Source organism: Nocardioides mangrovi, assembly GCF_020073815.1.
GTDB classification, from domain to species: Bacteria; Actinomycetota; Actinomycetes; order Propionibacteriales; family Nocardioidaceae; genus Nocardioides; species Nocardioides mangrovi.
Genome location: NZ_JAIQZJ010000004.1, coordinates 55,036 through 68,414, shown reverse-complemented (window position 1 = coordinate 68,414; position 13,379 = coordinate 55,036). Strand labels below are relative to the sequence as shown.

The window sequence follows — 13,379 nt, the reverse complement described above, 5'->3', positions numbered from 1 at the left end:
GAGCCTGTCGAGACCCCTGAAATGAAAGAAGCCCCGGCACAAGCGCACCGGAGCTCTTGCGGCCACACGCTACCAAAGCGGGGTTTGGGGCATCCCGTCCTCGGCTATCGTCCGCCACGTGGACCCCCTCCTCGTCATCACGAACGCCGGGGCCGGCACCTCGGACGAGGAGCGGCTCGCCGCCGCGCTCGGCGTGCTCCGCGAGAGGTGCTCGGTGGAGGTGGCCGCGACCAGCAACCCCGGCGAGCTCGACGGCGTGCTGCACCGGGCCGGCTCACGGCGGATCGTCGTCGCCGGCGGCGACGGCAGCCTGCACGCCGTGATGTCGGCGCTCTACCGTCGCCGCGAGCTCGACAAGAACGACATCGGCCTGTTGCCGATGGGCACCGGCAACGACTTCGCCCGGGGCGTGGGCATCCCGCTCGACATCGAGGACGCGGCTCGGGTCGTGCTGCGCGAGAAGCCGCGGCCCATGGACCTGGTGGTCGACGAGGTCGGCGAGATCGTCGTGAACAGCGTGCACATCGGCGCCGGCGCCAACGCGAGTCGGCGCGGTCAGCGCTGGAAGGACCGCTTGCACTCCGTGGGGGTCGGCAAGGCCAACCTCGGCAAGCTCGGCTACCCGATCGGTGCCGCCCTCACCGCCTGGAACCCGCCGATCATCCGGGTCCGGGTCGAGGTCGACGGCGTCGTGGTCGTCGACCTCGACGAGCCCATCCTGATGGCGGCGGTCGGCAACGGCCCCTCGGTCGGTGGGGGCACGGAGCTGGTGCCCGAGGCCGACGCCCGCGACGGACGGGTCGACGTGATGGTCTCGCGGTCGACCGGCCCGCTCGCCAGGCTGCTCTACGCGGTTCGTCTCGGCTTCGCCTCCCACCACGAGCGTGACGACGTCATCTACCTCCGGGGCACGCAGGTGTCGGTCTCCGGCGGCCCGTTCTGGTGCAGCGCCGACGGCGAGATCTACGGACCTGAGCACCGACGGACCTGGCGTCTCGAGCCGGCCGCCTACCGGATGCTCCTGCCTTGATGGGCCGAGCGCGTCGCAACGCGGCTCCGCTGCGTGCGGCTCCGCCGCGGCGCCACGCTGCCGGCCGAAGCTTGAATGGGCCGAGCTAGGGCCTAGATCCAGCCGCGCCGGGCGGCCTCGATGCCGGCCTGGAAGCGCGAGTCGGCCCCGAGCTCGGTCATCAGGTCGGCGACCCGGCGACGGACGGTGCGCAGGCTGATGCCGAGCTTGCGAGCGATCTGCTCGTCCCGGGCGCCGGTGGCGAGCTGCTCGAGCAGGAAGCGCCGGAGGTCGACCTGCGGCTCCGCACCGTCGAGCGCGGGCACGGCGGCCCGGCCCCACAGCTCCTCGAACCACAGGCGCATCACCCCGACGACGGCACCCTGCCGGACCAGCAGGCGCGGCTCGTCGACGTAGCCCAGCGGCTCGGGCACCACGGCGTGGGTGCTGCCGATGACGAACATCCGGGTCGGCAGGTCCGGCAGCAGCCGGATCTCCTCGCCGGCCTCCGCGCGCCGGCGGACCACGTCCGGCGCGTCGGCCATCACGCGCAAGGGGTAGATCGCGAGCGAGCGGCGGCCGGACGCGACCAGGTCCCGGATGATGCGGAGCATCTCCGGCTCGCGGTCGATGCGCCACTGGTCGGGCCGCAACCACAGCAGGTCGCCGCTGCTCTGGGCGATCAGGGCGCCGATCAGGGTGGCCGGCTGACCGCCCGAGCTGACCTCGCCGTCGAGCGGCCGCACGTCGACGACCTCGCCCTCGGCGGGCTTCGCGCCGCCACCCGCGACGAGCGGGACCGCGGTGGCGAGGGCCGCGAGCCGCTCCTGGACGGTCGCGACGGCGGCGCCCTGCTCGTCGATCAGCCGGGCCAGCGCCTGGGCCGGGCCCTCGACGTACACCCGGCCCTGCTGCAGCCGGACGATCCCGCGCTCGACCAGCGGGGCCATCTCCGCCACCAGCTCGTCCGGCGTCCGGAGCACCGCGGCGGCGACCCAGCCGAGCTCGCGCCCCGACTGCGGCAGCATCCCCTCGTAGAGCTGGGCGGTGGCCCGGTCGAAGCCGAGCGCCGTCAGCACCGTGTCCCGCTCCGCGCGCGCCATGCTGGCATCTTAGTGCCGCTGTCCGCTTGTCTAGGGCTGGCCGGTACCGGTCAATGTCACGATGCCGCCACGCGCGTCGGCGGCGTCCTCGGGGGGCGTCGCCGCCCACACGACCCACATCGGGGGATCGGTCGTGTCGGGTACGCGCAGGGCAAGAGCGTCGGGGCCGCCACTGGGCGGTGGCCCCGGCGCTCTCTGCACGTCAGCCGCACGTCAGCCGCATGCCAGCCGCACGTCAGGGGAGTTTCAGGCGGGCACCCGGAGGCCGGTAGCGTTGGCCGGCGTACCCCCGGCCCCACCACGCAGGAGCAGCACCGATGGCACGAGGCGCGCAGCAGGGCGAGCCGCACGACTGGGTCACCCGGGCCGCCGACGACGCGATCCGGCACGCCCACGAGACGCACGGCGACGACCGCGTCATCACGTGCGCCTCCGGCGCGAGCCCGTCCGGCCCGATCCACCTGGGCAACCTCCGGGAGTTCATCACCCCGCACTTCGTCGCCGAGGAGATCCGTCGCCGCGGCATCCCCGTGCGCCACCTGCACAGCTGGGACGACTACGACCGCTTCCGCAAGGTGCCCGCCGGCGTCGACCCGTCCTGGGCCGAGCACATCGGCCGGCCCCTCACCGCCGTCCCCGACCCGTGGGAGTGCCACGACAGCTGGGCCGAGCACTTCAAGGCGCCGCTGCGCGCCGCGCTCGCCGAGATGGGCATCGAGATGGAGGAGGTGTCGCAGACCGAGCAGTACCGCTCCGGCGCCTACACCGAGCAGGTCCTCCACGCGATCCGCCACCGGGCGGTGATCGAGGAGGTGCTGGCGAAGTACCGCACCAAGAAGGCCGAGGCCGTCGCCGAGAGCGAGCAGGAGGCCGAGGCGCTGGCCGACTCGGTCGCCGACGAGGACGACGAGCCAGCCGGCGGTGACCTCGCCCGCTTCCCCTACAAGCCCTACTGCCGCGACTGCGGCCGCGACACCGTCGAGATCACGGCGTACGACGACGCCACGACCGACCTGACCTACACCTGCTCGTCCTGCGGATTCACCGGCGTCACCAACGTCGCGACGCAGCACGAGGGCAAGCTGGTGTGGAAGGTCGACTGGCCGATGCGCTGGGCCTACGAGGGCGTCGACTTCGAGCCGGGCGGCCTCGACCACTCGACCCCCGGCTCGTCGTACACCGTCGGCAAGGAGCTCGTGAAGCGCGTCTTCGACTTCCGCGCCCCCTCCTACGTCGCCTATGCGTTCGTCGGCTTCGCCGGCGTGCAGAAGATGTCGTCCTCGGCGGGCGGCGTGCCCACGGCGGCGGACGCGCTGACCATCCTCGAGGCGCCGATCCTGCGCTGGCTCTACGTGCGCCGGGCGCCCAAGCAGGCCTTCAACATCGACTTCGGCGCCGAGGTCGTCCGGCTCTACGACGAGTGGGACGCGCTGGGTCGCAAGGCCGGCGCCGGCGACAAGCGCGACGCGCAGGTGCTCGCCTTCGAGCGCGCCTCGGCGACCGCGAGCGCGGGCACGCTGCCGACGCCGCAGCGGGTCGAGTCCTTCCGCCAGCTCTCGTCGGTCGCCGACATCACCAACGGCGACGAGGCCCAGATCAGCCGCATCGTCGGCGCCTCCACCGAGGAGCTGGAGCCCCGGCTCAGCCGGGCGTGGACCTGGATGAGCGAGTACGGCGACCGCACCACGATCCGTGAGGTGCCCGACGCCGCTCGCCTGGCCGCGCTCACCGAGGACGAGGAGCTCTGGCTGCGCCAGCTGCTCGACCGGCTGCCGGACCAGCTCGAGCTGGAGCCCACGACCGCGCTGGTGTACGGCGTGCCCAAGCTCGCCCGCGGCCTCGGCCTCGACGATCCGCCGACCGACCAGGTCAAGCAGGACCAGAAGGACTTCTTCCGGCTCCTCTACAACCTGCTCGTCGACGCCGACCGCGGCCCGCGGCTGCCCACGCTGTTCCTGGCGCTCGGGCCCGAGAAGGTGCGGAGCCTGCTCACGCCGTGACCAGCGCGGCCGGGAGGCCGAGCAGCGCGACCAGCGCGGTGGCGCCGGCGGCGAGCACCAGCAGCGGCCGGCCGGTCCGCCGGAGCACGGCGACGTCGACTCCGCAGCCGAGCGCGAACATGGCGGCCGCCAGGGCGGCGTTCTGGGCGAGCCCGGCCACGTCGAGCGCGACGTGCGGCACGGGTACGGCGCTGCGCAGCACCGCGCACAGGACGAAGACGAGCACGAAGCCCGGGACGAGCGGCGGCCGCACGGCCGCGGCGGCGCGCGACCGGTAGGAGATCACGGCGAGCACGGGCGCGAGCATCAGCACCCGGCCGAGCTTGACCGCGACCGCGACCTGGAGTGCCGCCCCGCCGACGAGGCCGCCGGCGACGACCACCTGGCCGACCTCGTGGATCGAGGCCCCCGACCAGGCGCCCGCGGCCACCGGGTCGAAGCCGAGCGCGAAGGCCCCGAGGGGCAGCACGAGCATCGCCACGCTGCCGAAGACCACGACCAGCGAGACGACCGTGGCGACGTCCTCGTCCTTGGAGCGCCGGACTCCCTCGACCGCGGCGACCGCGGCGGCGCCGCAGATGGAGAAGCCGCAGGCGACCAGCAGCGACCGCTCGGGCGGTACGCCGAGGCGCGCGCCCAGCGCGAGGGTGCCGGAGATGCCGAGCACGACCACGCCCGCGATGACGACCAGCATCGGCCAGCCCAGCGCGAGGATGTCGCCGAGCACGAGCTGGAGGCCGAGCAGGGCGACGCCGGCCCTCAGCACCTGGCGGGTGGCCACCCGCAGCCCCGGCCGGGCCGCGTCCGGCACCCGCCCCGACGCCGAGAGGACCAGCCCCAGGGCGATCGCGACGAGCGTTGCGCTCAGCGGCGCGACCGCGGCGTGCACGAGCAGGGCGACGGCACCGCCGACGGCGGCGAGGAGGAGACCGGTCCGGACCATGCCTCCAGCGTCGCGGCGCGGCGGGCGCGGCGGTAGCCGTCGATCCGGCCCGGACTCATATCATCAACGCATGACCTCGCGACCGGATGTGACCGCGCTCGACCTCCTGGTCCGGGTCGCCGCGTCCGGGTCGCTGGGCGCGGCCGCTCGCGAGGTCGGCATCGCCCAGCCCAACGCCAGCCGCGCGCTGAGCCGCCTGGAGCGACAGCTCGGGCTGCAGCTGCTGCTCCGCACGCCGGCCGGGTCCCGGCTCACCACCGAGGGTGAGGTCGTGGTCGCCTGGGCCCGGGACGCGATCACCGCCATCGACCGGGTGGTCCTCGGCGCTCGCTCCCTGGCCGAGCAGCAGGCGGCGCACCTTGCCGTGGCGGCGAGCCTGACCGTGGCGGAGTACCTCGCCCCGCAGTGGCTGGCCCGCTTCCGGCGTACCCACCCCGACCTGCACGTCAGCCTCGAGGTCGGCAACTCGCTGGAGGTCGTCGACCGGGTCGTGCGCGGCGAGGTCGCCCTGGGGTTCGTCGAGTCGCCGACGGTCCCCCGATCGGTGGCCTCGACGACGATCGCCCGGGACGCGCTCGTGGTGGTCGTCGGCCCCGACCACCCGTGGGCTCGCCGGCGTACGCCGCTCGCGCCGGCCGACCTCGTCGCCGGCGACCTGGTGCTGCGCGAGGAGGGCTCCGGGACCCGCGAGACCCTGGTCCGGGCGCTGGCCCGCGCCGGGCTCGAGCTCGGGACCTCCCGTCTCGAGCTGGCCAGCACCGCGGCGGTGAAGGCGGCCGCGAGCGTCGGCGAGGCGGCCGCGGTGCTCAGCGAGCTCGCGGTGACCGCCGAGGTCGCGACCGGCCAGCTGGTGGTCGTCCCGGTCGCGGAGCTGGAGCTCGGCCGCGCCCTGCGCGCGGTGTGGCTGCCCGACCGCCGGCCGGCCGGGCCGGCGGCCGACCTGGTGCGGGTCGCGGCTCAGTCGCCGACGAGCAGCTCGTCGTAGGCGGTCTGGCTCGAGTCGCGGAGGAACGTCGAGCACCGCTCCCACTCCTCGTCCTCCCCGATCGCCTGCGCGGCGAGCGCCAGCAGCGCCAGGCAGGTGAGGAAGCCACGGTTGGGCTCGTGCTCCCACGGCACCGGGCCGTGGCCCTTCCAGCCGTTGCGGCGCAGGAGGTCGAGGCTGCGGTGGTAGCCGACGCGGGCGTAGGCGTAGATCGTCACCGGGTCGTCCTCGGCGTCGGCGGCCAGCGTGGCCAGCGTGGCCCAGGCCAGCGGCGACGCGGGATGCCGACGTACGACGTCCATCGCGTCAGCGCCGGGCACGAGGTCAGCAGCGGCCGGGTCCTCGGGGAGCAGGGTCGGCGGCGGCCCGGCCATCAGGTCGTTGCCAGAGAAGGTGCTCATGGGAAGCAATTGTCCATGGTCGGGTGTTGGGTGAGTTCGTGACCACAACCAGCGGGACCTCCACGCCCGAGCTCGTCGGTGGGAAGAAGCCGTGGCCGGCCCTCTTCGCCCTCGTCCTCGGCTTCTTCATGATCCTGGTCGACCTGACCATCGTGACGGTCGCGACGCCGACCCTCATCCAGGACCTCGACGCGTCGGTCAACGACGTCGTGTGGGTCAGCAGCGCCTACACGCTCGCCTACGCCGTCCCGGTCCTCATCACCGGTCGGCTCGGTGACCGCTTCGGCTCGAAGCGGCTCTACCTCGCGGGCCTCACGGTCTTCACGCTCGCGTCGCTGTGGTGCGGGCTCACCAGCACGGTCGGTGCGCTGATCCTGGCCCGCATCGTGCAGGGCCTGGGCGCCTCGATCATGACCCCGCAGACGATGGCGATCATCACCCGCATCTTCCCCCCGCACGCGCGCGGCAAGGCGATGGCGGTGTGGGGTGCGACCGCCGGCGTGGCGATGGTCGTCGGCCCGATCCTCGGCGGTGTCCTCACCGACGGGCTCGGCTGGGAGTGGATCTTCTTCGTCAACGTGCCGGTCGGCATCGTCGGCTTCGTCCTGGCGCTGCGGCTGGTGCCGAGCCTGCCGACCCACGAGCACGTCTTCGACTGGCTCGGCGTCGCGCTCTCGGGTGTCGCGCTCTTCCTCCTCGCCTTCGGCATCCAGGAGGGTCACCAGCAGGACTGGGCCGGCTGGATCATCGCGATGATCGTCGCCGGCGTCGCGCTGATGGTCGCGTTCGTGCTCTGGCAGCGCGCCAACAAGCGCGAGCCGCTGGTGCCGCTGAGCCTCTTCTCCGACCGCAACTTCTCGGTCTCCACCGTCGCGATCAGCGTGATGGGCTTCATCGCCGCCTCGTTCGGCTACCCGCTGATGCTCTGGGCCCAGGCCGTGCGCGGCTTCGACCCGACCCACGCGGCGCTGCTGATGCTGCCCATGGCGATGATGTCGATCCTGCTGGCCAAGCCGGTCGGCGACCTCACCGACCGGCTGCACCCGCGGCTGATCCTCGGCTTCGGCTTCGCGATCAGCATGGTCGGCATGCTGCTCATCACCTGGCGGCTCACGCCCGACGCCGCGATCTGGGAGATCTGTGTCTTCCAGGTGCTGGTCGGCATCGGCAACGCCTTCATCTGGGCCCCGACCGGTGCCACGGCGACCCGCAACCTGCCGATGCAGCTCGCCGGTGCCGGCTCGGGCGTCTACAACGCCACCCGTCAGGTCGGCGCCGTGATCGGCTCCGCCGCGATCGCGGTGCTCATGGACAGCATGCTGGCGCACTACCTGCCCGGCGCGTCGGCCAGCGGCGACGCGGGCGCCGCCCAGATCGCCGACCCGCAGGCCGCCGACCTCTTCTCCCAGGCCATGCAGCACTCGTTGCTGCTCCCGGCCCTGGTCTACGCGGTCGGCCTGGTCGCGGTGATGTTCTACGAGCGGCCCCAGCACGCCGGCTTCGCCGCCGCCCCGCGGTCCCAGCCCGCACCCGCCGCGGCCGCCGACTGATCGTCGTACCTGACGAAATGGCTCGGGATCCGGTGCGGGACCGACCATTTCCTCAGGTACGACGCGGGCTCAGCCGATCGACTGGCCCGCGGAGCGCAGGTTCTGGCAGGCCTCGACGACGCGGGCGGCCATGCCGGCCTCGCCGGCCTTGCCCCAGGCACGCGGGTCGTAGGCCTTCTTGTTGCCGACCTCGCCGTCGACCTTGAGCACGCCGTCGTAGTTGTCGAACATGTGCGCGGCGACCGGGCGGGTGAAGGCGTACTGGGTGTCGGTGTCGACGTTCATCTTCACCACGCCGTAGTCGACGGCGGCGGCGATCTCCTCGGGCAGCGAGCCCGAGCCGCCGTGGAAGACGAGGTGGAAGGGCTTCGAGCCGGCCTCGAGGCCGAACTCCGCGACGACCGCCTCCTGGGCCTCCTTGAGCACCTCGGGACGCAGCTTCACGTTGCCCGGCTTGTAGACGCCGTGCACGTTGCCGAAGGTCAGCGCGGTCATGTAGTAGCCGCGGTCGCCGTAGCCGAGCGCCTTCGCGGTCGCGATGGCGTCCGCCGGGGTGGAGTAGAGCTTGTCGTTGATGGCGTTCTCGACGCCGTCCTCCTCGCCGCCGACGACGCCGACCTCGATCTCGAGGATCACCTTCGCCTTGAGGCAGCGGTCGAGGAGCTCCTCGGCGATGACGAGGTTCTCGTCGAGCGGTACGGCGGAGCCGTCCCACATGTGCGACTGGAAGAGCGGCGCCTCGCCGCGCGAGACGCGCTCCTCGCTGATCGCGAGCAGCGGCCGGACGAAGCCGTCGAGCTTGTCCTTGGGGCAGTGGTCGGTGTGCAGCGCGATGTTGACGGGGTAGCTCTTCGCGACCTCGGCGGCGTACGCCGCGAACGCGACGGAGCCGGTGACCATGTCCTTGACCGACGGGCCGGAGAGGTACTCCGCGCCGCCGGTCGAGACCTGGATGATGCCGTCGGAGCCGGCGTCCGCGAAGCCCTGGAGGGCGGCGTTCAGGGTCTGCGAGGAGGACACGTTGATCGCCGGGAACGCGAACGCGTTGTCCTTGGCGGTGTCCAGCATCTCGGCGTACTTCTCAGGGGTCACGATGGGCATCGGGCTGCGCTCCTCAGACGACGGCGTTTCTCTGCCACCGACCCTAGTGGCTACCGGTCAGTCCTCCGACAGGCCGTTCGGCCCGTGACAACCGATCCGGTCGACCCTCCGTTCTGGGAGTGTCGGGCCACAGACGGGAGAGCGCCATGAGCACCGGGTTCGAGGAGCTGGTCGCGGCGGAGGTCGAGCGGACCTTCGCCGGCGAGCCGCCGCTGCGCGACCCGCGGGAGTACGTCGCCCGCGGCCGCCGGGCCCGGCGCCGGCGACGGGTGGCGGCCGGTGCGAGCGGGGTGGCGGCGCTCGTCGTGACCGCCGCCGTCGGGTTCGGCGGCGCCCGCCTCGCGGCCGACGCGGACCGCGGCGTCTCGCCGGCGGACGGCGTCGGCACGCCGGTCCGGGCGAGCACCACCCTGCCGGTGGAGCGGGAGCGCCCGTGCGCGCCGATGCGATCGGGACGCTGCGGGATCACCAGCTGGCTGCACGTCGGCGCCGACGGCGGCTTGGCCCGCGGCTATGCCGACGTCGACGTCACCGGTCGCTACGACGACGTGTTCTCGGACTCCTACCGCGCCTCGTCCGCCCTGGAGGTCCGGCGCGGCGAGCGGGTCTCGTGGGTCCTCGCCACCTGGTCGTGGGGCGATGGGGGCGTCACTCTCGACTTCGCCTGCGCCGACCCGGCCCGCACCTTCGACCAGTGGGTCGTCGACAGCGCCAGGCTGGGCGGTCTCTGGCGGGACTACACCTGCGCCAGCAAGGCGATGCGGTGAGGCGCGACCTCGAGGAGGAGTACGTCGCCTTCGTCGCGGCCCGGCAGCAGCATCTGCGCCGGATCGCCTACGCGATCTGCGGCGACTGGCACCGGGCCGAGGACCTCCTGCAGACCGCGCTCACCAAGCTCTACCTGGCCTGGCCGCGGCTGCGCCACGAGGGGCGCGAGGAGGCCTACGTCCGCACCATCCTGGTGCGCGCCGACATCGACGAGCACCGCCGGCCGTGGCGGCGGGAGCGGCCGACCACGTCGCCACCGGACTCGGCGGCGCCGACGGGCACGCCGTACGAGGAGCGGTCGGTGCTGGTCGACGCGCTGCACCGGCTCCCGCCCATGCAGCGGCGGACCGTCCTGCTCCGGCACTGGCTCGGCCTGTCGGTCGAGGAGACCGCGGCCGAGCTGCGGATCAGCCCCGGCACCGTGAAGAGCCACACCTCGCGGGGCCTCGAGTCGCTGCGCACGGTCCTGGCGGAGGAGCGGTCGTCGTAGCGTGAGCCCATGCCGCTCACCGGGAGGTACGTCGCGGTGGTCGGCCCCGCCGATCTCGCGCGACCGTCCGACCTGGCGCACGCCGCCGACGTCGGCCGCCTGCTCGCCGAGGCCGGGGCGGTGCTGCTCACCGGCGGCCACGACGGCGTGATGCAGGCGGCCGCCCGCGGCAGCCGGGACGCCGGCGGCGTCTCGATCGGGCTGATGCCCGGCACCGACCGGGCGACCGGGACGCCCGAGCACACCTATCTCCTCCCGACCGGGCTCGGCGAGCTGCGCAACGGGCTGCTGGTCCGCGCCGCCGACGCGGTGGTCGCGGTCGGCTGCAGCTGGGGCACCCTCAGCGAGATCGCGCTCGCGCGCCGCACCGGCGTCCCGCTGGTGCTGGTCGACCCGTGGCCGCTGCCCGACGACGTGGGTGTCGTGGTCGCCGATGCGGCGGCCGCCGTCGCCGCGGTGGCACAGCTGATCGACCGTCCCTGACAACCAATCGCCCGCGGAACGCGTATCCCTGACATGGACACCGACATCCGCGACGAGATCGACCGCTCCTTCGGCGACGGCCCGGCGCACCCGCCGCTCGAGCAGCAGCTCGCGGCCGGCCGGGGCGCGGTGAGGCGCCGCCGGGGCGTGGCGGCGGTCGCCGCGTGCGCAGCGGTCGCCGTCCTCGGCGCGTCGTACGCGCTCGCGACCTCCGGGACCTCGCCGGACACCCGCGGCGTGGTCGCGACCGACCCGACCACCCCGCCGACCTCCGCCGAGCCGGTCTGGGAGGACGACACCCCGATCCGCTACGTCGACGGCGAGCTCCAGATCCGCGCCGGCGTGGTCGTGCACGAGCACGTCGAGAACCCGTACGGCTACGCGCCGCCCCGGACCTCCGACGGTCTCGACCTCACCTACGAGGGTCAACGTCAGTGGATCCTGGCCGAGCTCAAGGGCGGCGGCTTCGGCTACAGCTCCAGCGTCCCCAGCAACGGCTGGGCCGACTTCGACGCCTGGCTCGCCGACCAGGTCGACGGAGCCGTGCCGGGTGACGACGGCTGGCCGGCGACCGTCGAGCTGGCCGCCGACGGCCGGGTGGTCGCGGCGCCCGGCGCCGAGATCGTCCAGCGCACCGACGACCCCCGGCTGGGTGACTCGTTCGCGTCCGCACGGACGCCGACGGGTGCCGCGGTCGTGACCGTCCAGGGCGAGACCCGGTCGTACTTCGTCGTCTGGCGGGTCATCGACGGCAAGCTCGACGTGATCACCACCCCACCCCGCGACGTCGTCGGCGCCACCTTCGACGAGCTGCTCACCTACGCCCGCGCGCAGTACGCCTCCGGCGAGGGCCTGCGATGAGCCGGATGTCGCGGGACGAGGGGTTCCCCGAGTTCGTCCGGGCCCGACGCACCCACCTGCGCCGCATCGCCTACGCCGTCTGCGGCGACTGGCACCGCGCCGAGGACCTCACCCAGACCGCGCTGACCAAGCTGTACGTCGCGTGGCCGCGGGTCAGTCGCGACGGGAGGGAGGAGGCCTACACGCGCACGATCATCGTCCGCGCGAACCTCGACGAGCACCGCCGCCCGTGGCGCCGCGAGTCGGTCGGGCTCCCCGAGGTGGAGCGGGCGGCGCGGGAGCCCTTCCCGGTCGAGGAGCGGTCCGCGCTCTTCGACGCGCTGCAGGCACTCCCGGTGATGCAGCGCAAGGTCGTCGTGCTCCGGCACTGGCTGGGCCTCTCGGTGGCCGAGACCGCCCACGAGCTGCGGATCAGCCAGGGCACGGTGAAGTCGCACAGCCACCGCGGCCTCGACGCGCTCCGCTCGACCCTCGAGGCCGGTGCAGATTCCCGGCCCCGGCCGGGCGGAGCCTAGGATCCGCGGCAAGCCCTCTCTCGGAAAGCTGGGACCACCGTGCTAGGTCGCCTCGTGCTGATCGGCGCCGCCCTCGCGGCGCTCACCCTCCCCACCACGGCGTACGCCGGGGAGACCGCCGACCCGATGGCCGGCGCGCCGGCCGTCGGCGACTGCTTCGACATCACCTACGCGCAGGGGATGAAGACCAGCCTGCACGGCGAGGACCCGGTCGACTGCGCCGGCGACCACACCGCCGTCGTGGCCGCCGTCGGCAAGCTCCCGGGGCGCCTCGACTGGGACTCCCCGAAGGCGAAGATCTACCGGGCCACGGGCAAGGTCTGCGCCTCCGCCTTCCACGACCTCACGGGCAACGACACGCTCCTGTGGCAGCGCTCGCAGTACGCCTACTGGCAGTTCTGGCCGACGAAGTCCCAGCAGGCCGACGGCGCCCGCTGGTTCGACTGCATGGTGAGCATCAAGGGCGCCCGCGACCTCAACGCGCTGCCGGACACGCTCCCCCACCTGAGCCGGCACATGCCCGACTCGGTCGCCCGGTGCGTCACCCGCACGAACGGCTACACGACGTGCGCCGAGGCCCACCGGTGGCGCGCGACCTTCTCCTTCTACGCCCACGGCAAGGCGACCCGGAAGCACCTGAACGCGGCGGCCAACCGCCGGTGCCCGGCGCACGTCTCCGGGCCCGGGTGGCTGACGTCGGCGTACGACGTCGCGGGCAAGCGCTTCGTCGTCGTCTGCTACGACAAGACCAGGCAGTGACCGACGCGCGGGTGATCCGCGTCAGCGCGGTCGTGGTCCGCGACCCGGCGGGCCGGGTGCTGACCGTCCGCAAGCGGGGCACGACGCGCTTCATGTTCCCGGGCGGGAAGCCCGACGCCGGCGAGACCCCGGCCGAGACCGGCGCCCGGGAGCTCCGCGAGGAGGTCGGTGTGGTCGCCGAGCCTGCGACGCTGCGCGCGCTCGGCACCTTCCGCGCCGCGGCCGCCAACGAGGACGGGTGGCTGGTCGACGCGGCCGTCTTCGAGCACGACGAGGCCGTGCCGGTCGAGGTCCGGCCGGCCGCCGAGATCGAGGAGCTGCGCTGGCTCGACCTCACCGCCCCGGACCTGCCGTCCGACCTGGCTCCCCTCATCGAGCACGTCCTGCCGGCCCTGCGCGGCAAGGTCTGAC

General features: G+C 73.5%; 15 protein-coding genes. 11 read left to right on the top strand and 4 right to left on the bottom strand.

Going from position 1 to position 13,379, the window contains the following annotated elements; genetic code table 11:
• The first annotated feature begins 118 nt into the window (after window positions 1-118).
• The gene (locus K8U61_RS25425; RefSeq protein ID WP_224122700.1) at window positions 119-1,030 is read left to right on the top strand and encodes a diacylglycerol/lipid kinase family protein; all 912 of its coding nucleotides are present in this window, start codon (window positions 119-121) and stop codon (window positions 1,028-1,030) included.
• 92 nt (window positions 1,031-1,122) lie between these two features.
• Here the strand turns inward: K8U61_RS25425 and K8U61_RS09155 are convergent, their stop codons facing one another.
• Window positions 1,123-2,112: a helix-turn-helix transcriptional regulator gene (locus K8U61_RS09155; RefSeq protein ID WP_224122699.1), complete on the bottom strand. Its 990-nt coding sequence runs from the start codon at window positions 2,110-2,112 to the stop codon at window positions 1,123-1,125.
• A 317-nt stretch (window positions 2,113-2,429) separates the two neighbouring features.
• On the opposite strand from K8U61_RS09155, the gene lysS reads away from it, so the two are divergent.
• Window positions 2,430-4,112, top strand: coding sequence for a lysine--tRNA ligase (lysS, locus tag K8U61_RS09150; protein ID WP_224122698.1), 1,683 nt, complete (start codon window positions 2,430-2,432; stop codon window positions 4,110-4,112).
• Here lysS and K8U61_RS09145 read toward each other — a convergent pair.
• Window positions 4,102-5,055 carry a YeiH family protein gene (locus K8U61_RS09145; protein ID WP_224122697.1) on the bottom strand — a complete coding sequence of 318 codons (954 nt, stop codon included), beginning with the start codon at window positions 5,053-5,055 and terminating at the stop codon, window positions 4,102-4,104. The two genes, lysS and K8U61_RS09145, sit on opposite strands and share 11 nt — an antisense overlap.
• A 70-nt stretch (window positions 5,056-5,125) precedes the next feature.
• Between K8U61_RS09145 and K8U61_RS09140 the strand changes: the two genes are divergently transcribed.
• A complete protein-coding gene (locus K8U61_RS09140; RefSeq protein ID WP_224122696.1) occupies window positions 5,126-6,040 on the top strand; it encodes a LysR substrate-binding domain-containing protein in 915 nt (304 codons plus the stop codon).
• Here the strand turns inward: K8U61_RS09140 and K8U61_RS09135 are convergent.
• The gene (locus K8U61_RS09135) at window positions 6,013-6,441 is read right to left on the bottom strand and encodes a DUF3151 domain-containing protein (RefSeq protein WP_224122695.1); all 429 of its coding nucleotides are present in this window, start codon (window positions 6,439-6,441) and stop codon (window positions 6,013-6,015) included. The genes K8U61_RS09140 and K8U61_RS09135 overlap by 28 nt on opposite strands.
• Before the next feature lie 38 nt (window positions 6,442-6,479).
• Between K8U61_RS09135 and K8U61_RS09130 the strand changes: the two genes are divergently transcribed.
• A complete protein-coding gene (locus K8U61_RS09130) occupies window positions 6,480-7,991 on the top strand; it encodes a DHA2 family efflux MFS transporter permease subunit (RefSeq protein WP_224122694.1) in 1,512 nt (503 codons plus the stop codon).
• Between the two features lie 69 nt (window positions 7,992-8,060).
• On the opposite strand, the gene fbaA is transcribed toward K8U61_RS09130, so the two are convergent.
• Window positions 8,061-9,092 carry a class II fructose-bisphosphate aldolase gene (gene fbaA / locus K8U61_RS09125; protein ID WP_224122693.1) on the bottom strand — a complete coding sequence of 344 codons (1,032 nt, stop codon included), beginning with the start codon at window positions 9,090-9,092 and terminating at the stop codon, window positions 8,061-8,063.
• Between the two features lie 146 nt (window positions 9,093-9,238).
• Between fbaA and K8U61_RS09120 the strand changes: the two genes are divergently transcribed.
• The 7 genes from K8U61_RS09120 to K8U61_RS09090 are packed head-to-tail and all read left to right on the top strand — an operon-like array spanning window position 9,239 to window position 13,378.
• A complete protein-coding gene (locus tag K8U61_RS09120; RefSeq protein ID WP_224122692.1) occupies window positions 9,239-9,859 on the top strand; it encodes a hypothetical protein in 621 nt (206 codons plus the stop codon).
• A complete protein-coding gene (locus K8U61_RS09115; RefSeq protein ID WP_224122691.1) occupies window positions 9,856-10,350 on the top strand; it encodes a SigE family RNA polymerase sigma factor in 495 nt (164 codons plus the stop codon). Before K8U61_RS09120 ends, K8U61_RS09115 begins: the two co-directional genes overlap by 4 nt.
• A gap of 9 nt (window positions 10,351-10,359) precedes the next feature.
• A complete protein-coding gene (locus tag K8U61_RS09110; protein ID WP_224122690.1) occupies window positions 10,360-10,833 on the top strand; it encodes an SLOG cluster 4 domain-containing protein in 474 nt (157 codons plus the stop codon).
• Window positions 10,834-10,866: 33 nt separating this feature from the next.
• A complete protein-coding gene (locus K8U61_RS09105) occupies window positions 10,867-11,694 on the top strand; it encodes a hypothetical protein (RefSeq protein WP_224122689.1) in 828 nt (275 codons plus the stop codon).
• On the top strand, window positions 11,691-12,209 hold the full coding sequence (locus K8U61_RS09100) for a SigE family RNA polymerase sigma factor (protein ID WP_224122688.1): 519 nt from the start codon (window positions 11,691-11,693) through the stop codon (window positions 12,207-12,209). Before K8U61_RS09105 ends, K8U61_RS09100 begins: the two co-directional genes overlap by 4 nt.
• A 39-nt stretch (window positions 12,210-12,248) precedes the next feature.
• Window positions 12,249-12,968: a septum formation family protein gene (locus tag K8U61_RS09095; protein ID WP_224122687.1), complete on the top strand. Its 720-nt coding sequence runs from the start codon at window positions 12,249-12,251 to the stop codon at window positions 12,966-12,968.
• The gene (locus K8U61_RS09090; protein WP_224122686.1) at window positions 12,965-13,378 is read left to right on the top strand and encodes an NUDIX hydrolase; all 414 of its coding nucleotides are present in this window, start codon (window positions 12,965-12,967) and stop codon (window positions 13,376-13,378) included. The genes K8U61_RS09095 and K8U61_RS09090 overlap by 4 nt, the downstream gene beginning before the upstream one ends.
• Window position 13,379: the final 1 nt, after the last annotated feature.

Bases quoted from the DNA above. Each gene is read 5' to 3' on its own strand.
- K8U61_RS09155 (WP_224122699.1), bottom strand. From the start codon at position 2,112: ATGGCGCGCGCGGAGCGGGACACGGTGCTGACGGCGCTCGGCTTCGAC.
- lysS (WP_224122698.1), top strand. From the start codon at position 2,430: ATGGCACGAGGCGCGCAGCAGGGCGAGCCGCACGACTGGGTCACCCGG.
- K8U61_RS09145 (WP_224122697.1), bottom strand. From the start codon at position 5,055: ATGGTCCGGACCGGTCTCCTCCTCGCCGCCGTCGGCGGTGCCGTCGCC.
- K8U61_RS09140 (WP_224122696.1), top strand. From the start codon at position 5,126: ATGACCTCGCGACCGGATGTGACCGCGCTCGACCTCCTGGTCCGGGTC.
- K8U61_RS09135 (WP_224122695.1), bottom strand. From the start codon at position 6,441: ATGAGCACCTTCTCTGGCAACGACCTGATGGCCGGGCCGCCGCCGACC.
- fbaA (WP_224122693.1), bottom strand. From the start codon at position 9,092: ATGCCCATCGTGACCCCTGAGAAGTACGCCGAGATGCTGGACACCGCC.
- K8U61_RS09120 (WP_224122692.1), top strand. From the start codon at position 9,239: ATGAGCACCGGGTTCGAGGAGCTGGTCGCGGCGGAGGTCGAGCGGACC.
- K8U61_RS09110 (WP_224122690.1), top strand. From the start codon at position 10,360: ATGCCGCTCACCGGGAGGTACGTCGCGGTGGTCGGCCCCGCCGATCTC.
- K8U61_RS09105 (WP_224122689.1), top strand. From the start codon at position 10,867: ATGGACACCGACATCCGCGACGAGATCGACCGCTCCTTCGGCGACGGC.
- K8U61_RS09100 (WP_224122688.1), top strand. From the start codon at position 11,691: ATGAGCCGGATGTCGCGGGACGAGGGGTTCCCCGAGTTCGTCCGGGCC.